Annotated in this window: 23 protein-coding genes and 1 tRNA gene; 11 read left to right on the top strand and 13 right to left on the bottom strand. The window is 42.0% G+C overall.

Translation table 11 applies throughout. The annotated features are described in order from the left end of the window. Positions 1-143 precede the first annotated feature (143 nt). The 7 genes from V7K61_RS04190 to V7K61_RS04160 all read right to left on the bottom strand — a co-directional run bounded on the left by V7K61_RS04190 (position 144) and on the right by V7K61_RS04160 (position 7,217). Positions 144-863 (bottom strand): Uma2 family endonuclease, encoded by a 720-nt coding sequence (locus V7K61_RS04190; protein ID WP_335051195.1) that lies wholly within the window; start codon positions 861-863, stop codon positions 144-146. Between the two features lie 152 nt (positions 864-1,015). After that, positions 1,016-1,324 (bottom strand): KGK domain-containing protein, encoded by a 309-nt coding sequence (locus V7K61_RS04185; RefSeq protein WP_335051192.1) that lies wholly within the window; start codon positions 1,322-1,324, stop codon positions 1,016-1,018. A 348-nt stretch (positions 1,325-1,672) separates the two neighbouring features. Then, positions 1,673-2,731, bottom strand: coding sequence for a c-type cytochrome biogenesis protein CcsB (gene ccsB, locus V7K61_RS04180; RefSeq protein ID WP_335051190.1), 1,059 nt, complete (start codon positions 2,729-2,731; stop codon positions 1,673-1,675). Between the two features lie 230 nt (positions 2,732-2,961). After that, positions 2,962-4,731, bottom strand: coding sequence for a DUF3352 domain-containing protein (locus V7K61_RS04175; RefSeq protein WP_335051188.1), 1,770 nt, complete (start codon positions 4,729-4,731; stop codon positions 2,962-2,964). A gap of 724 nt (positions 4,732-5,455) precedes the next feature. Further along, entirely contained in the window at positions 5,456-6,019 is a 564-nt protein-coding gene (locus V7K61_RS04170) for a Uma2 family endonuclease (protein ID WP_335051186.1), read from the bottom strand. Positions 6,020-6,315: 296 nt separating this feature from the next. After that, the gene (locus V7K61_RS04165) at positions 6,316-6,939 is read right to left on the bottom strand and encodes a chorismate lyase (RefSeq protein WP_335051184.1); all 624 of its coding nucleotides are present in this window, start codon (positions 6,937-6,939) and stop codon (positions 6,316-6,318) included. Between the two features lie 197 nt (positions 6,940-7,136). Beyond that, a tRNA-Leu gene (locus V7K61_RS04160) sits at positions 7,137-7,217 on the bottom strand. A gap of 465 nt (positions 7,218-7,682) precedes the next feature. Here V7K61_RS04160 and accC point away from each other — a divergent pair. Further along, positions 7,683-9,026 (top strand): acetyl-CoA carboxylase biotin carboxylase subunit, encoded by a 1,344-nt coding sequence (accC, locus tag V7K61_RS04155; protein ID WP_335051182.1) that lies wholly within the window; start codon positions 7,683-7,685, stop codon positions 9,024-9,026. A gap of 86 nt (positions 9,027-9,112) precedes the next feature. Here accC and V7K61_RS04150 read toward each other — a convergent pair whose 3' ends face one another. Beyond that, positions 9,113-9,406 (bottom strand): YggT family protein, encoded by a 294-nt coding sequence (locus V7K61_RS04150; protein ID WP_094350101.1) that lies wholly within the window; start codon positions 9,404-9,406, stop codon positions 9,113-9,115. Positions 9,407-9,713: 307 nt separating this feature from the next. Between V7K61_RS04150 and psbX the strand changes: the two genes are divergently transcribed. From psbX to V7K61_RS04130, 4 genes are all read left to right on the top strand, one after another. Further along, positions 9,714-9,833, top strand: a complete 120-nt coding sequence (psbX, locus tag V7K61_RS04145) for a photosystem II reaction center X protein (RefSeq protein WP_012412183.1) — start codon at positions 9,714-9,716, stop codon at positions 9,831-9,833. 248 nt (positions 9,834-10,081) lie between these two features. After that, on the top strand, positions 10,082-10,999 hold the full coding sequence (locus V7K61_RS04140) for a Ycf66 family protein (protein WP_335051179.1): 918 nt from the start codon (positions 10,082-10,084) through the stop codon (positions 10,997-10,999). A gap of 47 nt (positions 11,000-11,046) precedes the next feature. Then, positions 11,047-11,607: a TolB family protein gene (locus V7K61_RS04135; RefSeq protein WP_335051178.1), complete on the top strand. Its 561-nt coding sequence runs from the start codon at positions 11,047-11,049 to the stop codon at positions 11,605-11,607. A 67-nt stretch (positions 11,608-11,674) separates the two neighbouring features. After that, positions 11,675-12,199 (top strand): TolB family protein, encoded by a 525-nt coding sequence (locus tag V7K61_RS04130; RefSeq protein ID WP_334836585.1) that lies wholly within the window; start codon positions 11,675-11,677, stop codon positions 12,197-12,199. Positions 12,200-12,299: 100 nt separating this feature from the next. Here V7K61_RS04130 and V7K61_RS04125 read toward each other — a convergent pair whose 3' ends face one another. Both V7K61_RS04125 and V7K61_RS04120 read right to left on the bottom strand, forming a co-directional pair. Continuing rightward, positions 12,300-13,304 (bottom strand): succinate dehydrogenase/fumarate reductase iron-sulfur subunit, encoded by a 1,005-nt coding sequence (locus tag V7K61_RS04125; RefSeq protein ID WP_335051176.1) that lies wholly within the window; start codon positions 13,302-13,304, stop codon positions 12,300-12,302. Between the two features lie 1,160 nt (positions 13,305-14,464). Beyond that, positions 14,465-14,626, bottom strand: coding sequence for a hypothetical protein (locus V7K61_RS04120; RefSeq protein WP_335051173.1), 162 nt, complete (start codon positions 14,624-14,626; stop codon positions 14,465-14,467). A gap of 148 nt (positions 14,627-14,774) precedes the next feature. On the opposite strand from V7K61_RS04120, the gene V7K61_RS04115 reads away from it, so the two are divergent. Beyond that, a complete protein-coding gene (locus V7K61_RS04115; RefSeq protein WP_094350106.1) occupies positions 14,775-15,212 on the top strand; it encodes an AbrB family transcriptional regulator in 438 nt (145 codons plus the stop codon). Positions 15,213-15,376: 164 nt separating this feature from the next. Further along, the gene (locus tag V7K61_RS04110) at positions 15,377-16,255 is read left to right on the top strand and encodes a CPBP family intramembrane glutamic endopeptidase (RefSeq protein ID WP_335051171.1); all 879 of its coding nucleotides are present in this window, start codon (positions 15,377-15,379) and stop codon (positions 16,253-16,255) included. A gap of 69 nt (positions 16,256-16,324) precedes the next feature. Here the strand turns inward: V7K61_RS04110 and V7K61_RS04105 are convergent, their stop codons facing one another. Beyond that, the gene (locus tag V7K61_RS04105) at positions 16,325-17,287 is read right to left on the bottom strand and encodes a M48 family metallopeptidase (RefSeq protein ID WP_335051169.1); all 963 of its coding nucleotides are present in this window, start codon (positions 17,285-17,287) and stop codon (positions 16,325-16,327) included. Between the two features lie 140 nt (positions 17,288-17,427). Here V7K61_RS04105 and V7K61_RS04100 point away from each other — a divergent pair, with 140 nt between their 5' ends. The 3 genes from V7K61_RS04100 to V7K61_RS04090 all read left to right on the top strand — a co-directional run bounded on the left by V7K61_RS04100 (position 17,428) and on the right by V7K61_RS04090 (position 20,737). Continuing rightward, positions 17,428-18,993 carry an ATP-dependent DNA helicase gene (locus V7K61_RS04100; protein ID WP_335051166.1) on the top strand — a complete coding sequence of 522 codons (1,566 nt, stop codon included), beginning with the start codon at positions 17,428-17,430 and terminating at the stop codon, positions 18,991-18,993. A 167-nt stretch (positions 18,994-19,160) separates the two neighbouring features. Continuing rightward, on the top strand, positions 19,161-19,376 hold the full coding sequence (locus V7K61_RS04095) for a DUF2839 domain-containing protein (RefSeq protein ID WP_099101660.1): 216 nt from the start codon (positions 19,161-19,163) through the stop codon (positions 19,374-19,376). A gap of 1,016 nt (positions 19,377-20,392) precedes the next feature. Continuing rightward, positions 20,393-20,737 carry a DUF1815 family protein gene (locus V7K61_RS04090; RefSeq protein ID WP_094350113.1) on the top strand — a complete coding sequence of 115 codons (345 nt, stop codon included), beginning with the start codon at positions 20,393-20,395 and terminating at the stop codon, positions 20,735-20,737. 297 nt (positions 20,738-21,034) lie between these two features. Here V7K61_RS04090 and V7K61_RS04085 read toward each other — a convergent pair whose 3' ends face one another. Further along, positions 21,035-23,104, bottom strand: coding sequence for a CHAT domain-containing protein (locus tag V7K61_RS04085; RefSeq protein ID WP_335051163.1), 2,070 nt, complete (start codon positions 23,102-23,104; stop codon positions 21,035-21,037). A 116-nt stretch (positions 23,105-23,220) separates the two neighbouring features. Here V7K61_RS04085 and V7K61_RS04080 point away from each other — a divergent pair, with 116 nt between their 5' ends. Further along, the gene (locus tag V7K61_RS04080) at positions 23,221-23,721 is read left to right on the top strand and encodes an acyl-CoA thioesterase (RefSeq protein WP_335051161.1); all 501 of its coding nucleotides are present in this window, start codon (positions 23,221-23,223) and stop codon (positions 23,719-23,721) included. A gap of 66 nt (positions 23,722-23,787) precedes the next feature. Here V7K61_RS04080 and V7K61_RS04075 read toward each other — a convergent pair whose 3' ends face one another. Next, on the bottom strand, positions 23,788-23,985 hold the full coding sequence (locus V7K61_RS04075; RefSeq protein WP_118162507.1) for a hypothetical protein: 198 nt from the start codon (positions 23,983-23,985) through the stop codon (positions 23,788-23,790). Positions 23,986-24,026: the final 41 nt, after the last annotated feature.

The following is a 24,026-nucleotide window of genomic DNA, read 5'->3' as shown; positions in this document are numbered from 1 at the left end:
ATGAGGCTTTGATCTTCGTGGATGAATGTTTGAACTCCATTTTAGATTAAATCAGGATCTATGCCGAGCGATGTCTAACGACAAGCTACTCCGCGTCTATGCAATTGTTATGCTTTATTTCATTAATGAATTTTGATAGCAATTCAGGTGAGAGAATCAGGATCTATGCCGAGCGATCGCAACCGTTCTGCTAATAATTGAGTGCGTCGTTGGGCTTGCTGGGCTTCTTGTTTTGCTTGTTGAGCTGCTTGTTGAGCAAGTTTTTTGTCTTCTTCTGGTGTTAAAAACCGTTGTCCTTGTTGGTTATACCAATACATCCACTCCCGTGGTATGCCTAGATAAGTTCCTCGTTCGATGCCAATTCCTAAACCTATTTCTGGCAACCAAACTGGATTACCATCATGTAATTCATAAACATTGTTAACTAATTTGTAAACTTCTAAACGTGGCTTACGGCGACGAAATGGGTTGTAAACTACATAATACAAAATTCCCAATCTTGCATACTCTGCTTTCTTAGTCGAGTACTCACCGCGATATGTCTTAGATACCACTTCTAGCGCGAATACTGGTACTATCCTTTCTTCCCAAAGCACGTAACTGGGGCGGAGGTTTTCATCATAAAATCGCTCTACGCCCAGACTCAAAAACCCATCTGGTACTATTGGTGGTAAGTCTGGGTCATAATAAATACCCATATCTACGCCAAAAAACCAATCCATGCGTTCTGGCCAAGCCATTGCCAGAAGCGCTTTGAGCAAACCGGGAATCAAATCTTGTAATTCGTTATCCACTGGGGTATCGTCAGAGTCTGGCAGTTCCTCTGATGAAGGCAAACAAGCTAATGGATCGTACTTTAGCATGATGGGTTTACTCTTCCTCAGTTATTAGTACATCTTTATTTTATTGATTAATTTTGATAGTAATTCAGGACATTCTAATTTTATTTGCAAACATCGAGAGGTTCAGAACCCCGACTTATTTAAGAATTCGGGGATCTTTTGCTCATTGGGTATTAGTTTTCCACTTGTTTGAGTTTTTGAAAAATTTCATCAAGTGGTGACTCAGATTCATCAGGACAAAATTCTAAAGCAAGTCTAACTTTTCCTTTTTTCCATCCCAAAGTACTAAATTGTAAAACTTCACATTTTAATCCTTGGGTATACAAATTTACTTCGTCTGTTTCTTCTGCTCCAACATATTCTTTAATTGCTGTAATCAAATCACGGACTTTAAAAGTTTTAGCAATATTTAACTTATTAAAAGTGTCCGGCTGTATAGACACAACTTCATCATGGTTTAGTATCTCGAATCCATCTTCCATAAAAATCTCCTGTCAATAAATCTATATTTTCCAGAGATATAACAGTTCATCCGAAATAAAATGATAATTTAGTCATTGGTCACTTGTACTGAGCGACTTGCCCTGAGCGGAGTCGTTGGCGCAGCCTCTCGTAGAGAAGGGAGCCGAAGTATTAGTCATTGATCGTTAGTCCTTGGTTATTATCGTAATAATTTGTGTATTGCACAAAGGGGCGAAGAAAAACTCTTCACCCCTCTGCGTTTCAACTTAAATACTTAACTCACCATAGTTTTACGCGGGATTTTACTAAGTGCTGAGTTATGAGTAAAAGTAAAATACTCAATACTCAGTACTGTCTTAGTGAGGTTCTTAAAAAAACCAACCGTAAGAATGCAAACCTTTACCCAAAAGATTCACACCGAGATAGCAAACCCAAACCACAAGCAAGCCAGTGGAGGCTAAAATTGCGGGACTGCGCCCTTGCCAACCGCGAGTAATTCTGGCGTGAAGGTAGGCGGCGAATACTAACCAGGTGATTAATGCCCAAGTTTCTTTCGGGTCCCAACTCCAGTAAGAACCCCAGGCTTCGTTAGCCCAAACGCCACCGGCAATGATGCCAATTGTCAGCAGGGGAAATCCTAATCCAATGATGCGATAGCTGATGTTGTCAAGGGTTTCGGCAAGGCTAAGGCGTTGGGGTGAAAGAGGTTCAGCAGATGCTACGGCTTGAGATTCAGGGGTAGTTACTAAATTCAAAACAGCAGTGTTACCGTTACCGTTGCCGTTGCTACTAGTTTCAAAACGAGAAAAGCCGTTATTTTCGACAGCAGGGGTTGGTTGAGAAATTAGTTCAGATGCTTTGTGCAAACGGTAGCCGTTGCTGCGATAGCCACCAGTACCAACAGAACTGCCTTGTAGTTGAATATTTTGACCGCGAGTGACTATTAAGAAAGCGATCGCTAATAATGAACCCACCATCAAAGCAGAATAACTCAACATCATGACGCTGACGTGCATCATCAGCCAATTTGACTTCAAGGCAGGTACTAGGGGTTCTGACGCTTGCATCTGGGATGGTAGTGTCATAGTAGCAAAAGCAGTAATAGCCATTGCTACCGGAGCTGTCGCAACTCCTACTAAGCGGCTACGGCTACTATTTTCGGCAATTAAATGGACTGCGGTAATTCCCCAGGTTAAGAAAAACAGGGATTCATAGAGATTACTTAACGGAAAGTAACCAGCTTCGATCCATCGTGCCCCTAATAGAGTCGCAATGCCCAAATTTGCGATCGCCATTCCAGCTGTCCCCAAAGCGGCTAGATAAGGCAGATTCGGAAAAGCCGCTCCTCCCCAATACACCAGCATTGTCAGGAATAATATGGCAAAGGACGCATTGTCCAGCCAGTTCTGGAGTACAACCAAATTCATAAAGTGTTCTCTCCGTGGATGATTTAAAATATCGATTCTGACTGTTTTGATCCTATATGTTTAGAGGAGAATCGGGAATGGGGCATTAGGAGTGCTGAGTGCTGAGTGCTGAGTTAGGAGTTAAGAGTTAGGAGTTAAGAGTTTTGTTTATCTCCTTGTCCCCTCATCTCCCTGCTCCCCTGCTCCCCTACTCCCCTGCACCCCTGCCCCTCTCCTCCCCTGCCCACTCCCTATCTAACAGAGTTACTCTTACTCCCCTCTGGACTAGGCAATGTAGTCGCGTTAGTAACTTTTTTAAGTTCGATAAAAATATCGTAACGGTTACTGCGATTGTCGCTGACAGCAGATGTCATGCCAATTGAGCGCGTTGCATCTAGCAAAGTTTGTTGATTGGGAATTAGAGTTGGTAAAGGGAAATTTTTCACAGTTCGTTCTACATCCAAGAAAAATTGACCATTCGTCGGATTGGGTTCTGTAGGAACTGTTTGTTGGAAGGGAAGAGTGCCAGCTAGTGTGTAGTTAGGTTTGGGAACAATTTTATCGGTGATGGGAGCGCCCACTACCAAGAAGGCGACATCTCCATCTAACCAACCGTGGGTGGCAGTTAATGTACCATAAGGTGATACCCAGTTAACAACTGATTGACCTGCGACTTTCCCCGGTTGCACTTGGAACTGGTATTGATTTTTCATCACTTCATCCAACTTACTGATGGATGTTTCGGCTGATTGGCGTAGGCTTTGCCCACCGTAGGCATCGCTTGTCTGTACCATGAACAGCAAACCCGCACGAAAATCATTTGGTGAACCTTCTTTTGGAGTAGCAGGAATCACTGATAACGAAAACTCCCCTTTCATCCAACTAAGCAAATCCTTCTCTAAATCGAGATCGGTAAGCGATTTTATACCACCTCTAATCTGTTCTGGTGCGATCGGTGATAAAGGATTTCCTTGAGATGTTAAAACATAGTCTCTCCACAACCTCTGTAAGTTACCGCCAGTCAGCATCATTAAGGTTTCGGCTGGTATGCGGCTTTGCATTTTCCCAGCTTTGTTTTCCACCACCAGTACACGTTGACTATTAGGGTTTAACCAAGAAACGCCCTTAAAGCGGATTCCTTCTGACTCTAAGGTTATTGTCCCTGCTAAACCTTGGTTATTTTGCAGTTGAGCCAAAACTTGAGCAGGTAAAGGGCGATTTGGAGAAGCTGCGGCTATTTTCGCTGCTGTTGGCACATTTACATAAAACTGGGCAAAGGGTTGATAGTTGGCAATTTTCGGGAAATTCTCCGCAAAGCCCCCTGTTGTAGCTAGCGATGTTTTATTGTTATAAGCATCGATCGCTCGTTCTGTGGCTTTGGGACTATCAGTGATGACTACAAAACGCCCATCTAGTAATGCAGCCGAGAAGTTTTGCCCTGCTTGCCCCTCACTTTGTTTAATGGCAATCCCTTGATAAATACGGTCAATCCATTTGCCTTGTTTAAGGGTTTTGGGTTGTGCCAAAATGCTTTTAGCGATTTCTGAATTTTTTACTGGTAATACCATTACCATCGACTGCTGATCGCTAGCAGCACTTTCATTAGTGGTAACTGGTTTGGGTGCAGGTTTATTCCCTGTAGTTGGGGCAAGAATTGCGATCGCAATGTCATCGCCTACCCAAGGAGCGATATCTTTTTGGAAGTCATAACCATTATTAGTCAGAAAGCGATCGCGTAACTGGACTAAATTTTTGTCCAGTTCTGTTTGGGTTTCTTTTGTCCCAAACTGCCGCAATTTCTGCCACTGCTGGGGATCTGTTGTTAAGGAAACCGCAAACAGGGCATCACCAGGAATAATATTTGCACCTACTAGCAAATCGCTAGAAGATATTTGTCTCTGGGCTAACAACCAGTAGGCTACACTCCCCGCACCAATCAATAACCCAGCAGCCGAGAGCGTCAGCACCAGAGACGGTTTCTTATTTTTCTTCATCTGAACAGACACAAGAGGCGGCGCCATTGAAACCTGTACCTTATACTTGCAAACTTATTACTTGCTTGATTAGTCAAGTACACCAACAGTATTACCCATTCTTTAGAGCAGTTAATTATATTAAATTTTTCTACCCTAGATGCTGATGGTATTTCGATAATCAACTTTCCGTAGTCTTTTAAAAGCTATGTTTTTGGCTCAGTTACTATTTTTAACACGCTTGGTTGAATTTCGTAGGACGTTTCCCAGAGATTAATTCCTCTGTCGGAAAGTTTCCACAAGTAAATCTGTTATTCCAAGCAATTCAGGGAATATAAGATTTTTTTTGGAGTTACAGAAATTATATACAATCAGAAAACTCTAGGTATTGTAATGGTTTTAGCGATTTCTCTCAATTCTCCTTAAAGTATTACCCCGCTCTAAGAACTCTATTTTTATGCGATTTGGTTGGAAAATCGTCCTATCGGGACTTAAATACTTTGGAGGCAGAAACAAGCCTCAAACCCGTGTAGGGCAAGGGAAATACACCAAATACTCAAAAATAGCCCAAACCCAGATATATCAAGAAACTAAGCAAAAGGATGTCAAAGACTTTCTGTACATAGCTTTGAGGCTCTTTTTTGGGTATTTTTTATCTAAATCCCACTATTTCTTTCCTATCAAGGCATTAATGCCTCTTGCCATCTCAAAATAAGCGAACTTACAGATATAAATTTGAGCTACTTGTCTTTGCTCGGTAGCGATCGCCCACCTATACTTGCAACTCAAATCCAGGTAGTATATCTTCTCCAGAAACAATCGCTGGCATTTGCACAACTTCTACAGCTTTTAAAAGTCGGTAAATTTCAACTTGGCGATCTTGAGGATTAATCAGCCAACCCAAGCGCAGACCATTTTTAATGTATTCCTGCATTTTCTCTTGAATTGGTGCAAGGCGATCTGTGTCCGAACGCAGTTCAATCACAAAGTCGGGTACAAGTGCCGGAAATTTTTTTCGTTGTTCTGGTGTTAAAGCTTCCCAGCGCTCCAATTTTACCCAAGTAGCATCAGGAGAACGTTTTGCACCGTTGGGAAGTATAAAGATAGTTGAAGAACTAAAAACTTTCCCTAATTTAGCTTGACGATTCCAAATTTCTAAATCAGCAATCAGTCCAGCTTCCTGATTTCCGCTTTCTCCTCCTACTGGTGGTACAATTATTAATTCTCCAGATGCGTTCATTTCCAGGCTGACATCACGATTGGCAATACACAATTGATAAAATTGCTCATCGGTTAAATGAGCAATCGGTTCTAGATTTAGCACAACAGTATTCATTAAACCTTTCCTCGTGTCTTTCTTGCTAACATCAGTAGGAAATTATTGCTTGTTGGAAGATTTCTTGAGGTGTAATTTGTCGGGAAGTGCAAGAAATTCTTTGAGGGTGAGTTGGGTTTTGAGTTGAATCATAGTTGATCTTGGGGAATGACTCTATTTTAAAGAGGATGCGATCGCTAAACAACGGCAAACCATCACCGAAAACTCATTAGTTTAACGGCACTACTACCAGAAGCGATCGCTGCAACAATAATTCAACGTTCCTTTGATAATTTCATTGCATGATTTCAGCTATCTTACTGATTTTCGGAATTTAATTGCATAGCCCCCAAATATTTGGTCAAATAAGGTGAAAAAACTTCATAAATTAATGTCAGTGGCTGTCCATGATGCCAAAACAAGTAGTGGCGACCCCAAAAAGGCCCAGTTACACCAAAACCGGACTCTAGTGCCAAAGAGTCACCGTAGTAAATTCCTCGAACATCCCGATACAATTCTGTGCGAAGACGAGCTAAACTTGCCCAAATTGGTAATGAACGGTTTTGTAAGTACTCATCGACATGACTGGCTTCCCACCACGAAGTAGCATAGGCTAATCTTTGACCAGAAGCGGTACGCAGCCATACTTGTCGTCGTAATCGCGGTTCTGGGACAGCTTGGATTAACTCAGGAGCAGCATCCAAATCCGTGCCAATCAATGACATATCAATAACATCGACTTCTACAGCCTCACCTGTGAGCAATTCTAAGTGACGTGTTGGGGAGCCGTCACCCAAAAGCATTAGCTGCCATGCAGGTGCCAGCTGACTGTGAGGTAAACTTTGTTGAATTATTTCCTCCCCTCCTTGCCAAATCGGAGTGAGGCGATGCCAAGCTGGTGGCAGTGTTAGGTTGTTTGTCGGCGGAAAAGAAATAGTCAATGCTTTTTACAAAACTTCACCTATTTCTATAAAAGCATAAAAAACTAGTACTTTGACAAGGCAATGCTTAATATGTAGTAAGCACTGAGTGGTTCCGAAAAGGACTAAAGTCTTCACTACAAACTTAATATTTAAGGGTCAATAGTCTAAGGTTTTTTGACCTGTGACTATTGACCCTATGCTTAAACAAACAAAAATGCGGGTGGGGAGACTCGAACTCCCAAGGCAAAGCCACACGCACCTCAAGCGTGCGCGTATACCAATTCCGCCACATCCGCATGGTTTCTCTAAGAATAGACTATAGCATAAGAAAATAATTATAGTAAGGTGATATCTAAATTCAGTTGCTCAAAAATATAAATTTTCTCCAGGCGGTATCAGACTGACAGAAATTTAGCAGTTGTACAAGTGATATTGAAAAGGGTTGGAGCTACTAGAGCGACTGTGTTCGGCGGGGTGCGATGCCTGCGGCGGGCGTAGCCATCGCGTATCCGTCTGCTGTAGGCGATGTCTACGACGGGCTATGCCTATGCAAAAGCCCAGCTTGGTAGTCTAGCCAAGACTTACAGCAGCAATGTTGTTAGTGTAGTAAGACCCGTAGAGGCAGCAAGCCTGCAATATGCAAGTTTGCTTAGGATCAGGGTGGCGAATCTCCTGCAATAATTTGAAATAATGCGGAAGCGTTGTTTTAAGTTGGATCGGAGAAAATGTCAATCTACTGGTAATGATATCGAAACTAAAAAATGAAGTTTGACAAAATATTAATTGCCAATCGGGGAGAAATCGCCCTTCGCATTCTCCGCGCCTGTGAAGAAATGGGAATTGCCACAGTTGCGGTTCACTCCACCGTTGACCGTAATGCTCTGCACGTCCAACTTGCTGATGAAGCGGTTTGCATTGGCGAACCCGCTAGCAGTAAAAGTTATTTGAATATTCCCAATATTATTGCTGCTGCACTGACGCGCAATGCGACTGCCATTCATCCAGGCTATGGTTTTTTGGCAGAAAATGCCCGGTTTGCGGAAATCTGTGCGGACCATCATATTGCTTTTATCGGCCCAACTCCAGAAGCTATGAGACGGATGGGCGATAAATCCACTGCCAAAGAAACCATGCAAAAAGCTGGAGTACCAACGGTACCAGGTACTGAGGGATTGGTAGAATCCGAGCAAGAAGGATTAAGATTCGCCAAGGATATCGGCTATCCAGTGATGATCAAAGCTACAGCAGGTGGCGGTGGACGGGGTATGCGTCTAGTTCGTTCTGAAGACGAATTTGTGAAACTTTTTCTCGCAGCCCAAGGGGAAGCAGGAGCAGCTTTTGGGAATTCTGGCGTTTACATCGAAAAATTTATTGAACGTCCCCGCCACATCGAATTTCAAATTTTGGCGGATAACTACGGTAATGTCATCCATTTGGGTGAACGGGATTGCTCAATTCAGCGCCGGAATCAAAAGCTGTTAGAAGAGGCTCCTAGTCCGGCTCTCGACCAAGACCTACGTGAGAAAATGGGACAAGCTGCTGTCAAAGCTGCTCAATTCATTAACTACAGTGGGGCGGGTACTATTGAGTTTCTGTTGGATAGATCCGGTAAATTCTACTTTATGGAAATGAACACCCGGATTCAAGTAGAACATCCTGTAACAGAGATGATTACTGGGATTGACTTAGTTGCTGAACAAATTCGCATTGCTCAAGGTGAAAGACTCAAGCTGACCCAAGAGCAAGTAGTATTACGAGGTCATGCGATCGAATGCCGAATCAACGCCGAAGATCCCGACCATGACTTTCGCCCTTCTCCTGGACGGATCAGTAGCTATCTGCCCCCCGGAGGGCCTGGTGTGCGGATTGATTCCCACGTTTACACAGATTACCAAATCCCGCCCTACTACGATTCCTTGATCGGCAAGTTAATTGTTTGGGCGCCAGACCGACCCACTGCGATTAACCGGATGAAACGCGCACTGCGAGAATGTGCCATCACTGGACTACCTACCACCATTGGGTTTCATCAAAAAATTATGGAAACTCCACAGTTTTTACAGGGTAACGTCTATACAAATTTTGTGCAGGAAATGAACGGTTAGGGGAGTAGGGAAGGAAAAAGGTTACAGGGTATAGGTTACAGAGAACAGGGTTCATAAGCTATGGCCTGTAACCTATATTCTGTAACCTAATTTACACGAGATAGCATAGTCAGCAATCCTTGTTGACCTAGTAGGATTTCTCGCAGCAGGCTAAAGATACCAACCCAAATAATAGGTGTAATGTCTACCCCGCCTATAGGTTGCACCAGCTTTCGCAACGGGATTAAAAATGGCTCAGTCGGCCAAGCTATTAAATTAAACGGCAAACGATTCAGATCCACTTGCGGATACCAAGTGAGAATGATACGAAATATAAATAAGAATGTCATCACCCCTAACACAGGGCCAAGAATCCAAGCAGTCAGGTTAACACCAGTCATCGGTTTCAGGTACTATCTATCTGTAAAGAAAGAAAAAACTTAGGCAACGGCTATGTGCATTTTGCGACGCCGATTAGCCCATCGTAGACATCGCTAAAAAGTTTTAAGCTTTGTAAAGCACTCCGATCATCATTTTAACCAAATGCTGTCACTTCCTTCTGAAATAGAAAAGTGAACTCGCCCACGTGGTTAACTCAACAAATGGTGAAAGCAGTTACCAAGTTTGGCAGTTCCGAGTTAGAGGCTTCTCAAGAAAGTAATACACTATTAAAATTAGGATGAACTGTGTAAAAAAAGGTTGAGAAGTATGACGCCTTCTTTAGCAAATTTTCTTTGGAGTCTGCTATGGGGTACAGCAATTGTTGTAATACCCGTTACAGTTGGTCTAATTTTCATTAGCCAGAAAGATAAAATACAGCGTTCATAATGCTTATGAGAGTTAATTTAACTCTCACAATCGATTGTCTGTCAGCTATCTACATTTATTTCACCAAAAGCAGCATAAACTGCGGCTGGTGGCAGTTATAGATGACAGACATAGGTGTTTTTACTTTTCGGTGAATAGCTTCAGAGCTTCTTTGCCAGAGGCTTTGAAGCTTCAATATATCGTGACTAATTAGAGTAGTGATTTTAATTGTGACTCGCTAACATAGATTTGATATTGGGAAAACAGCAATGATAAATTTTGGGCTGAACTCAGCCAGTTTTCTGGCTCAGGTAAATTTTGGGGCAAACTCAGCCAGTATTCTAGGAATTTTCCTGGCTGTGGCTGGGGCAGCACTGTATTTTCTCCGCACTGTGCGCCCAGAATTGTCACGAGATCAAGATATCTTTTTTGCAGCAGTCGGCTTGCTTTGCGGCTTCATTCTTGTCTTTCAAGGATGGCGGCTTGACCCGATTTTACAATTTGGTCAACTGCTTTTAGTTGGTACAACTGTGTTTTTTGCAGTTGAAAGTATTCGCTTGCGGAGTATCGCTACCCAGCAAGCTAAACGCAACACTCCAATTGTGGACGATGAGCGAGAGGTAAGCGGAAATTATTCAATGAACCGCAACCGCAAGAGGTATGGGGCTGAGATGGAGGCAGACTTAGATCCACTGCCTTATGAAGACGAGGAAGAACGCCCAGTGCGTGCCCGCATTCGCGGTAGCAGGGATGAGATTTCAACTCGTGATGACTATTACGAGGAACAACCCCCCCGTCGCACAGAACGCCGCAACAGCAGTAGTGAAAGACAGGCTCCATCTGATAGAACGCGTCGGCGGACTTCTGGTCGTCCCGTGAATCGCCCTTCTGAAAGCTCTGAAGATGAAAATTGGGGTTCTTCATCTAGGCAAGTTGATGATTGGGAAAGTTCGGGTGGGGAAGTCAGAAAACCTTCTCGCCGTAGTAATAACGGGTCACAGCGTCCCGAAAGTCGTGAAGATGATGTTTCTTCCAGACCGAGAAGGCGTCGTCCTTCCACTGACTCAACTCCTCGAAGACCGCGCGAAGATGATGATGCGATCCCAACTGATTATGTGCCATACAATCCAATTGAAAAACCAAATGAGCGGCCAGATAATTTGACCGATTTTGATGACGATGTTTAAAACATTTGGTGTGGAAGTAAGTTTAGAGGCGACGGAAAACAGTTGAGGTGGAAAAATTTACGCCGACATTTTGGCTCCAAAGACCAATTCATTGGAGCCTGGTTTTTGGTTTAACAAGTTTGCTTGTATCTTGTGGTACTAGCGATATTCCTATAGGGACTACTTCTCTTAACAGTCGCTACACCGAGGAGCAACCTGCTTTGAGTGGAAATGGGCGCTTTTTAGCGTTTGTATCTAATCGGAATGGTAATCAGCAGCTACTAGTGTACGATTTGGAGAGGCAACTGTTTATTAGCACACCGGGGATAAACCGACAAGAGACAATTGCCGAAAGTCCAAGTTTGAGCTACACCGGGCGTTATATTTCTTATCTTACTAGCGATCAAGGTAGACCAGTGGTAGCGCTTTACGATCGCGCTACACAACAGTCTCAAATTGTCACACCAATTTATCGCGGCTGGGTCAGAAAACCAAATATCAGTCCAGATGGACGTTATGTTGTCTTTGAAACCGCCACTCGTGGTCAGTGGGATATTGAAGTCCTAGACCGGGGGCCAAATATTGAGTTAGATATTCCCAACGGTGCAACTGTAGGTTCACCTCCGTAGGGAAGAAAGTTAGGAGTTAGGAGTTAAGAGTTGTGAGACTATTGACTAATTACTAATGACTAATTATATGAAACGTGTTTTTTTTATACCTGTATTTTTCTGTTTAAGTTTATTGACTGGATGTTTTGGCTACCCTCGTCTTTTGAGTTATCCCTTTGATCCAGGGGGTCGGAGTCTCAATAGTTTAGCGTCGGAATTAAACCCCCAAATTTCTGGGAGATACATTGTTTTTATTACTGACCGACGCGGTAGCCAAGATGTTTATATGTTTGATACGGTAAATCGTGATTTGGTTGATTTGCCAGGTTTAAATTCCTTTGATGCGATCGCAAATCATCCTAGCGTTTCACAAGATGGTCGTTATATTGTGTTTGCTGCTAGCCGTCAGGGGCGATCGGCTATTTTTCTCTACGACAGAGAAACACGCCAATCGCGGAATTTGACCAATAACCTGCAAGCGGAAGTCCGCAACCCTACAATTAGCGCTGATGGTAGCAGAATCGCTTTTGAGTCTAGTAACAATGGTCAGTGGGATGTTTTAGTATATGACCGTTATGGACAGCCGTTAAATATACCTCAAGAACCGCGTTGAATTATAGTTAGGAGTTAGAAGTGAGGAGTTATGAGTTAAAAATTCCTAACTTCTAACTCATAACTCATAACTCCTAACTTTTACTTCTAACTCCTCACTCCTAACTTTTATTTTCTACTTGTTGCACAGATTCAATGAGCGATCGCACTTGTTCTGTACCCTCTGAAGGTTCAAATGATAGGGGAAACTTACCTCGGAGGATCATTCGCAAACCGAGGGGTGCAAGACTGAGTAATCCTTTCAAATCACGAAAATAATTACCGACTACTTGTACACCAAATTGACGTTCATCAATCCAACCACCTTCTTTAACCAAATCTACCAATACTTTCCGGTGACGAATTGAGCGACTATCGCTGGCTTGTTTCTGGGTGAGAATTTCTTGTTTAACTTTGGTGATTTGTTCTAATGGCGCAACTTCCATTGGACAAACTGAATCGCAGTACAAACAACGAGTGCAACCCCATACGCCTTTAGTACCTTCGTTGTAGCTTGCTAAACGATTTTCGGTATCGCTATCGCGGGAGTCTGCTACCATTCGGTAAGCTTTGGCAAGGGCATGGGGACCTACAAAGTCTGGATTAACTTCACGAGCGTTGCATTCAGAGTAACAAGCACCGCACATAATACAGTTACCAGTTTGATCGAGGCGCGATCGCTCTTGTGGTGTTTGCAAAAATTCTCTTTCTGGTACTTGTCGTGCTGCTGTACTCACATAAGGGGCAACTGCCTCTAGATTATTCCAAAAGCTGCTCATATCTACAACCAAATCTTTAATCACGGGCATATTGCCAAGAGGCGCGATCGTGATTTCACCAATAGCATTTACTTTACTTTGGGATGACGGTATTTGTTGTAATCTGGCAAGTTCACTCCCAACATTTTCTTTACAAGCTAAAGCCGAACGCCCATTAATTCGCATAGCACAGCTACCACAAATAGTATTGCGGCAATTTTTGCGAAATGCCAAAGTTCCATCTTGCTCCCACTTAATTTGATTGAGGCAATCCAAGATTGTATTACCTGGCTCGGCTTCCACAAGGTAGGTTTGCACAACAGGGGAGGAATTTTGTTGCTGTCGAATGACCTTAAAAATAACTTCCATAACTACTAACCAAAATTTTAAAATTACTTCGCCAGCCTCAACAATCATGAATCAAAGCAGGTAGTTGCGAAAAGTGAGTTATACTTTTTCGCCCGGAATTTAAACCCTGGTGTTAATAGGCTGACGATTCAAGGGCGACTGATTCTAGTTTAAGGATAACCATTCAAATTTTACTTGTAGTAGCGTTGTAGGCAAGATTTTCGTCAAATTCTGAGTTAAACGCCAAAAATGTAATTGCAGCTTTGCATTAAATTTCCCTGTTTAGGAATGTAAAGGAAAGAGGGTTTGCTTAAAAAGTAACTTAAGTTGATCTTTGACCTAGCGATCGTATCCAAATGAAATGTATGTGAAGTTAGCCACACGTCTTGATGTCAACTTGAGTCAAGCAGTCCTGACAGTAAAATTTCGTCAATTGGTAGCAAAGGCAGGATTTTTTGATTATATAGATGTGTGAAAGCCCATGTTTAATATATAGTAGTGGCAATCAAGCACTAGGCAGATGTTAAGAGATTTGTTCTTCCCATAGACAGACGTGCAAAATTCTCTGACTGCTTTTGACCTGAAGATAATAAACCGAAGAAAAATCCCCACCACTTTCAAAGAAAAGTTAGGACACCGCGAAACCCGGAGGTGAGAGACTTTTCGCTTTTTGGCTTGCTCTCAATCAAGAAAATATGGGATTGAACTCATTGGTCAAAACTGCTCGTCTCAATTATATAAATTTTTATAAAAGCCAGATAGCAATGCTCACGCTTGCAATAAAGGGTTAAGAAAATCGTCACTGCTTTTTTCTTCTTTTAGTCCAGGAATTTAAATAAAAATTTACCAGCAACTTTAATTCAAAATTAAACAACTATTTTGCTATTATTAGTCCATGCTAGTATTTAATATAAAATTACGAAGTAGCAAAACCAGAATCAATAGCCGTATCAGCGCGGTTACTACTGCTTTGTTGATTCGTAATGTAGAGACAAGAAAATTCGCGTCTCTACTGGTAGGACAAAAGGGTGTATGCCCGTAGGACTCTATTGAAATACTATGCTGTCCTAAGCTTGAGAGGACGAGTGGAGAAAACTCTACTTGCTCATTGCCAAGAAAGGCAAGCACTGAAAGTGAAAAACCTGCAATTTTTTGGGTCTACGACTTATTTGCAGTAGAACCTAACCCCATTTGTAAAGGTGGCTGAAAGTTACACCGCTACAGTAGCGCCAAAGGAGAAAATAGTTTTCTTTCTGATGGCGAATAATGGTTAAAAGTGCCGTAAGATCGCCAAAATTAATGTCTGTGGCAACTATGGCCTCTAGTTGGTTGTGGACAACCATATATAGAAGTGCTTTTGGCTCCTATCGGCAGGAATTCACCCGTTACACTAGGGTCTTCAGTAGCTCTATGCAAATGCTAAAAAATTAAATGCTGGCATAAGACTACATAGTTTATCAGTTTGGAGAGAGTAAGGAAAATTTGAGCATAATGACTGAAACTGCAACCGCGCCATTAACTGGAAAAGCACTACTTGCTAAAGTAAAAGAACTTTCCACATTACCACGCCGAGAAAGAGCTAAACAGTGCGGCTATTACACTGTTACTAAGAATAATCAAGTTCGTGTCAATCTCACCGATTTTTATGACGCTTTGCTATCTGCTAGAGGAATTCCTCTAAGTCCAGAAGCACCTAAAGATGGTCGTGGTCGTGAACCGACATATCGGGTTAGTGTCCATCAAAATGGTCAAATTGTAATTGGTGCTACATATACCAAAGCAATGGGCTTGAAGGCTGGAGATGAGTTTGAAATTAGGCTGGGATACAAACATATTCACCTGATTCAACTAGGTGAAAGCGATAAAAAACTAACCTCACAAGATATAGATTCTGACGAATCAGACGAAGATTTGGAAGACGAAGAGTAAATTTGCTGATGGTAGGGATAAGTTTCAGTTGATGATAACCTGTCCTTACCCCGACAGCAAATTGGTAGCCAGGTAAAAAATACGATTAGACCCCTTGCAGAATTCACCAAATTTAGTAGAGTCTTGATTAATCAGCAAGAAATCTATAATGCAAGAAGTCTATCGTGTTTTTTTTGTTTATTTTGATAACTTTCTTTGAGTCTTCAGTCAACGCCTTACTGGCGTTTATAGAAAATGCACCGCCACTAGTTATAGTGACGGCATTTTTTGTTTGCTGGATAGTTTGCTGGTTGCCAGTAGCAACAGTATCAGCAATATTGCTTAATTGGCAACCTCCTAAACCTTTACAGCCAGAGCAAAAAATGCCGTTATTGGTGTCACTTTACCTATTAGCTCCCCCGATGCTCTGGGGAGTTGCTTGGTTGACTAATAAATCTTTTTCAGATTACGGCTTTGTTGGCAATCTTTCAACTCTTGGTTTTTTAGCACTAGGTTTTGGTTTGGGAGTGCTGAGTCTCGCTATTGTATTTAGTGGGCAATTCTGGTTAGGTTGGTGTTCTTTTGAAAAGTCGAATTTCAAGTTACTACTGCCCATATTGCTACCAATTTTCTTGATAGCGTTGTTAGTCGGTGGGATAGAAGAGTTAGTTTTTCGCGGTTTCCTGTTCACAGAATTAGTGCAGGATTACCCAGTTTGGGTAGCAGCAGCAATTTCTAGCTTGATTTTTGCCTTGTTACACCTGATTTGGGAGCAACGCGAAACTGCACCCCAACTTCCTGGATTATGGCTGATGGGAATGGTGTTGGTGTTAGCACGCTTTGCCTCTGGTGGTAATTTGGGTTTAGCTTGGGGATTGCACGCGGGATGGGTATGGGCGATCGCTACCATAGATACAGCAGAACTAATTACTTACACTGGTATTGTCTCTGACTGGTTTACAGGTAAAAATAAGAAACCCCTGGCTGGCTTGGCGGGAATTATTTGTGTGTTGGGAACTGGAGTAATTATCTGGTTTAACTCTAAGTATTTTAATTTTCTGTAAAAAGTTGCTACCTAGATCGCCGACTTCTTTGAGAAGTCGGCGATCTAAATCCACTCTTAGTACTAAAAACTACTCATTCCTTCTAATTCTGTCGATTTCCCGTTGTAATTCTTCAATTTGACGGCGTAAAATTTCTGTTTGATTTTCGGAAGATTCTGCTGAAACATTTACCGATCCAGAAGCAGGCGATCGCTGATAATTTCCTCGGCGAATTTGCTGGTATTCTTCGGATACTGCCCACGATCGTAAGTAATGTAAGCGTTCAACAGGGAAAGGATGACTCAACATCGTACCCTGAGCGCCATTGTAGATCAAGAATTTATATATCTGATTCAGTCCATCCTCATCCAATGCCTGATAATTTTCTGACTGCTTGATAAACTCTTGTAAACTACATTCATTGGCATATTTGTTACTACCGCCAGAGAGTTTCATCATCGTTGACATCACGGGATTCAAGTCATCCATTACTAATAGTGCAGCGCGATCTGACGATAACTCGGCTTTGCGCCGCCACTCAAAAAAGGCGTAAATCAAGCCTTGGGTGACAATATTACCGATGCCAAAGGTCAATTCTCCCAAAGCAGAAGCAGCACTCATCGCCCACATCGCCATTTGAATTAAAATAGTATGACCACATTTAATATGCCCCAGTTCATGGGCTAGCACCGTCCTCATCTCGGCTTCGTCTAGTAAGTCTAGTATCCCTGTATTTATTACTATGTAAGGATTCTCTTGCCCCAGCGCATAGCTATTTGCTTGGGGATTTTGTGAGACAAACAGTGTTGGTTCTGGGTAAATGTCCAAATCTCGGACGCATTCCCGAAACATCTGGTAAATAGTGGAATATTGACGCGGCCCGACTTGGATGGTGTTACCCATTAGATAGACTAATTGAGGGCGTTCGTAGATAAATTCCACAAATTTACGAGCGATTAAATCAAATCCTGGTAAATTTCGTAAAGCTTGCTCGGCTTGGCGATCTAGTGGATGCCTAAAGGCTTCGCTAGAAATTCCTGTGTAAGTTGGCATAATTATAGGGTATTGGGTGATTGGTCATTAGTCATTGGTCATTAGCAAAGGACAAAGGACAAATGACAAATGACAAATAACAAGATAATAGAAATGGGGCAATTGGAAGTAAAAATCACTTTGTATGGAATTGAAAGCGTGTGATTGAGGCAGAAGTTCATTTGTCACTACATAACTTTTTGCGATCGCAAGCGGGGTTCCCTTCCTGGCCCCATCATTTGACGATGGCACGGTTGGTAGCACGCGCCTTGCGCCTGGGACGTAGCGCCCTAATTCAAGTAGGGGCAGTTAGTGGCTATCAAGGGCGGTATCGTACTAGTTTCGTAGCATCAGCCCTGATGTGGCATGGCCCTGTAATTATTGTTGCTCAAGAAACAGTGCAGCAACTTCTACTGCGGGTGGAAATTCCCCGTCTACAGCAATGGCTACCAACCAATAAATCGATTAGGACAGGTGATGTTTGGCCTAATGCTGAGTTCCAAGGGCTACTCTTAACTTCCCCAGAAGCTTGGTTAAAAGGACAATTGGCTGGTGGCTCACGCTTTCCCCAAGGCATCCCCACAATTATTGATGGGGTAGACGATCTCGAAGACTGGGTGCGTCATCAACTTACCCAAGATATTCAACCCGATGATTGGGATCAACTCATGCTTGCTTGTCCCAACCAAGCTGAGACAATTCACGAAGCACGGATACAACTAACACACGAACTTTTTCAGCATCCTGCTAATCCATATCATTGCTATCTAATTTCCCAGCCAGAAATAGAAATTTTGAGTCACCTGTATTTGGCTTTAGACCAAGTAAACCTCCCAGATAAGTGGAAAAATTTCTGGCAACAATTTCAAACCCTTAATGAAAATCTTTCCCCCCCTGCCTCCCCTGCCCCCCCTCCTCTCTTCTGGGCGACTATTGCCCATCGACAAGGTTTATTTTCTTTGCACTACGCCCCAATGGAATTAGGGGAAATACTTTCACCTGTTTGGCAGCGACAACCAGTAGTTTTAATTGGTAGCGCTATCGAACCGGAAACTGAGGCTCCCCTTTTTCACCAGCGCTTGGGTTTGGACGATTTAACTTGCCTGAAGTTCTCTTCGGAGAGTCAAGCGGAAGCAATTCAACTGTATGTACCTTATAAGTTGCCCCTACCCAACACACCAGAATTTCAAGCGGCATTTATTCACAAAGTCCGCACACTGGTTTGTCTAAGTGCGACAGCGCCAGGATTAACTGTTGTCTTGGTGGGGGATGTACCACTAAAGGCTCAAGTGGCGACAATTCTGGCTTCAGAGTTTGGTTCGCGGGTGCAAGTAGAAAAAACTTGTTTAGATGAAAATGGTATTTTGATTAGCGGTTGGGAATTTTGGCGAGAACATCAACGAGTCTTGCCAGCACCTCATCTATTAATCATTGCGACTTTGCCCCTACCATCTTTGGAAAATCCCCTGGTAGCTGGTAGGGTAGCTCTTTATAAGCGATCGCATCAAGATTGGTTCCGTTTATACTTGTTGCCAGCAGCTTTAAATGAATTACAACGGGCGATCGCTCCAGTACGAGAAAGTCAAGGTATCGTGGCTTTACTTGATAGTCGTGTAGTTAACCGCAGCTACGGCGCTCAAATTCTCGCAGCCTTAAGTCCTCTGGCACGCATTAACTATCTCGATCCCAGCCTGTTTTCCAATACCAATGAGGAAAATTCTGCCTAAAGTTCAGTTACCAGTGCCCAATTTAAATTTTGTCAACCAAAGCGCGATCGCCCAGAAGTAAGCACTATTATCAGCTTATAGAAGGTGATGCAATTCATCGCCTCTGGAGTAGGCATGATTCCTGTCAAAATAAATTTAGAACTTAAGTAGAATTTGAGTTGCTGATTATGGGTGAAGCAAAACGTCGTAAAACCACACTAGGAGAAACATACGGTCAAGAGACTCGCATCTTGTCTTGGGTTCCAATCACAAAAACTCAAGGCGAACAATTTGTCACTTGGACTACTCGTGGTGCTTGGATAGGCATTGGTCTTATGGTTGTAGGATGGGCAACAATCCGTTTTATCGGCCCAGCTTTCGGTTGGTGGCAAGTAGTCTATTAATTCTTAATTCATAATTGAATTAGTTGGATATCTAGACTCCAACTAATTCAAGACCACTAAAAAAGACAATTACGCGCGACTGTTTCGCCAATCATTACGAATTACGTTAGCGCAAGGGTAGCGAGTTTGCGTACCCCTATGGGAAGCAAACTAGGCGCAGCCTCTCGTATAGAGCGTTATGACTAATTAGGAATTAATAAAAAATAATTACTCTCTTTGGATAGATAATTGAAATATATTATATATACATTAAATTTGGCAAAACCAAACTAAGATAAGAATTCTTATCAATTATCGTGCTTTGGTTCATACAACTTTTTAAAAATAATCCGAAAATACCTGGAAATATTGCCTAAATGGCAACATTGTTCTGCTGAGTTTAGGTATTGTCAGTGTTAAGTTTTCCCATTGTGGATTCTACACTCAAACTTCTCTACTAATTACGTTGGCTTTGTATAAAGTGTTGCCTTTATTCTATCTCAACTACTTAGTCTATAATTTGCACTGTCATCTTCTTAACTTTACATAATATAGGAGGAACGAACTTGGTATAACTAATCATTTGTCTATACCAAAATCTACGTTAGAAAGAGAACAGATTAAAAATTTAAGCAAGAGACACTATAACGATGAAAAACTACATTACGGCCTTTAATAACAGTGTATTTGACTGCACATAGCCAATATAAACCAAATATGTAGCTTTTCTGTAGTTGACTAGTGCTAAATTTAAGTTACTCTTAAAGCGGATCGTTTACTCTAAGAATCTACTCTGACAGAAGTGTATAAAGATATAGTTAAATTTAGCAATTCTGTCCGAAATTTTGAATTTGCAAACTGAATAGTTTGATACGGCTCTCAAAACCCCGATCCACTACCCTAAACAAGGTAGCCAATTAACGACTCAATCTCATCTGTCTGGTAATTGTAATGAATAGCTTACAATACCAATGGGTGAGAAAATCTAAAGAAAATATAAAAGAAACTCAAATTACTGTGGTGTCTGGAGGACAAAAGTGTTTCTGAGACTAGCACATCAACATCGACAATTCGTCCAAGACTTAGTAATGAACCTGCAAGCCTTGGCAATTGTATTAGAGCGGCGTGGGTATCCTGCATCCTGCTATACTTGTGGCGACCAAATGAATAGTGCATCGTTTATGGTTAGCTTGGGTGATAACCATTTGATTCGATTTTTAGTGTCCGATTACGGCATTACTTGGACGGAAATGCGGGATGACCGCGAATTAATGAAGCTAGAGGGTGCGGAGGCAATTAGCCAACTAGATGAACTGGCCGATCTTGTCAAGCAATCTATGCAAAGCGATACAGGCTCTAAAACTCTTGCTAAGAAGTATTAAGGTTTCAGAGATCGATAGCAAATTAGAAATTGATTACCGATAACTGTTAATCAGTAATAGTGGCTTAGTTAGCGATCGCTCTTACCTATCTTCTCCATTATCATGAAGTGATTGGCTATGGCTAGCCCATCGCATATTTTTTTGTATCTGCCAAACCCTCTCACAATCTTGATTTTCAGCCTCTAGCTAGAAGGTGTTAAAACACAGCAAAGTCAGAGGTTAGTTAGTTGAGCGCTCCTCTTTTGCCATAATTTCATCAAAACGCGATAACTTCTTTACGAGACACTGCGCGAATATCTAAAGTCCATTGCCAATTAAAATAAAGGGTGCCCAATAGTACGGATGACTAAAGTCATTAACTGCTGCTACGGGTGCATTATGACTTATTTCCTTCCACTTTCCAGTAATTAATGAGACTTGAGCTTGACGTAAAGCTTCAGTTTTACTCAGCTTTTCAGTAGAGAGAATACCATAAAAAGCACTCATAAGTGCTTGCGTACCACCATCATCTACAGACCACAAAGAGGCGATCGCGGCTCTAGCGCCAGTTTGTTGCATCTGATAGCCAAAGCCCAAAATTTCCTCACCGTTACCTAACTTGCCTCCCAAGCCGGTTTCACAGGCGCTCAACACTACCAAATCGACATTTGGGAGTGACCAAGTGGCGACATTTCTAAAATTAACGCGATCGCCATTCCCGAATAAAATAAACGAATCTTCTGGTTTACCCACCACAAAGGCTGCATGAGTCGCTAAATGGACAATTGTATAATCATCCATTTGGGGTACAGCGACTTTAGGAGTAAAGGCATCGTCTAAAAGCTTCGTAGTTTCAGGAACCGCAGCTGCTAGATTTTCCACTTCCCGCGTTGCAAAGGGTAAGCCAGCAAAAGCAACCTGTCGATTACCAATTTTGATTTGATAATTACCTTTAGTAAAAGCACCCGCTAAAACCCGCAAAGTCGATTGTTTTGGGGTGTTTAAGTTAGTCAGACTAGCAGATGTAATGTGATTCACATTGAAGCGCTGCACTAGCCATTGTTTAACATCATATAAAGCAGTTAAAGGAATATAGCGTAAGCGATCGTCTGGAGCGTAAATCAGAGTTTGCGTACCTGATAGCTTCAAGTCTTTCTCTATCGGTTTAATGAGCCAGTCATATAATTGGCGTGCAGGTGCTTTGATATTTCGACTGGGATTGATTAAAGCTTGGCGGAAAGCATCAATTGTTTGATAGAGGTTTTCGCGCTTTACAGCAACGGTGCGATGGATTGGTGGAGATTCAGGAGTTACCAATACCAATTCCAAGCTATCTTTTAAAATTAGTGGGTAGAGTAGTGCCGATTTTTGAGGTAATCGGGCTAAATTATCCCGAAGTTCGTTGAGACTCTCCAAATCCAAATTTTGCCGCCTAGCTGTACGGCTAATTTGCTCTACCTGTGTTTTCACTGAGGGACTATTGATAAATTCGTTAAATTTATCCAGGTGTTGCTGTTGCTCTAGGACTAATTGCTCGATGCGTTGTTTCTGTTCGAGCGATCGCTCTTTAGGGGAAATTTTCCGTAGTGTTGTCAGTTCTTTACCCAGCACAACAGCATTATCTACACTTTGATCCAACTTTTGTTTAATTGGTTTTTCTGTTGCCGCTATATTAATACCTTTGACAGTACGTTGATTACCTGGCACAGTCTGGAGATATTCCTCTAGTTCTTCAACTTTGAGTAAATCCATTGTCCTTTGTGCTTCAGCAACACGTTCCTGTTTCAGCAATCGTTCACCCAAAATGCGATATGTCTGGCTAACAGTTATGCTGTAAGCTTCTGGTTGCGGCGCACTCAGTGCTGATGGATTCAAGCGAGCTTTCTCACGATTAATCAAACAATGCTTGTAGAAAAAAATTGCTAACTCTGGCTGGTTTTGGATATCGAATAAGTAACCTATGTTACTGTAGGTTTTGCCAAGTCGAACCAGATCCCCAAGTTCTTTGTTAATCAATAAAGCTTGCTGATAGGATTGAAGTGCTTCAGAATACTTTTTTTGACTTTGGTAGATTCTGCCAATATTGTTGAATGTTACCGCTTCCCAAGAGCGCTCTCCAAAGTCCCTGCTGATGGCTAATGCTTTCTGTAATCTCTGCAACGCTTCTTTCGATTGACCTTGCCGAGATTCTTTGATAGCTTCTTCGTTAAGCCTTGCAATTTCTGAGAGTTGATTATTCTTGGGTAAAGCTTGAGCTTTTTCTCCAGATTCGTACCTCAACCTTGCATTTGTGTTTACCTGGTTATTGTCTGGGTATACCATCCCAAAACCTAGTAAGCTAAGTAGAGATAAAGTAACAACACTCACATGCCGGAGATTAGGCTGCATAACAAGACACTCCCTATACTCGGAAGGTAAATATTAAATCAATAAGTCCGGCAACGCAATTAATTTTTATGCTATTCAATAATTTGGAAAATTTATAGGTAGTGAGAAATTTGAAGATGTCAGAAGAAGAACCTAGCCAACCAAAATTGCCACCAACCAGCGCCCTTGACAATCCATCCAGTCACGAGTTTGGGAATTGGTTTGAATATCCTGTCAGAGTGCAACCCCACCACACAGACTATGCCGGTCTTGTCTGGCACGGTTCCTATATAGCTTGGATGGAAGAAGCGCGGATTGAATGTTTGCGCTCTATAGGGATTGAATTTGCTGATTTAGTCGCTATAGGCTGCGATTTACCAGTTGTAGAACTGTCGGTGCGCTATCACCGTTCAATTCAATTGGGTATGGCAGTGCTGGTAAAAACCCGCATGGCTGAGGTGACAGGTGTGCGAATCAATTGGGATTATGCCATTGTTTCAATTGATGGACAAGAATTATACGTCACGGCTAAGGTGACATTAGTGGCTTTAGATCGTGAAAGAGGCAAGATTATGCGTCAGTTGCCGCCGAGTTTTAAAGATGCCTTAGCCAAGATTTCAGCATTAAATAATTATTGACCAAGAAAGATTGTTATTTCATGTTTTATACTTCACCTTTCATTAGTAAAAGTGAAGTATAGATTGTTACTTTCCAGTTTGGATCTGCGACAGATTTTGAGCAAACTGCGTTACATAATGCCAAATATCTTGTGGAGTAATGCCAAAACTAATATTTAATAAAACAAGGATTGCCGCAAGAGTTAATGCAGTACTCACCGTTGCTTTCAACAATTTCCATAATATTATGAAGACTATCCAAGCTATAATCAACGTAATAATCATATATATTAATTCCTTAATAATTGCCCTTGTTTGAGAAGGTC

The organism is Nostoc sp. (assembly GCF_036918015.1).
GTDB lineage: Bacteria > Cyanobacteriota > Cyanobacteriia > Cyanobacteriales > Nostocaceae > Nostoc.
Note: the sequence above shows the minus strand (reverse complement) of the source record. Positions and strands in the feature narration are given on the sequence as shown.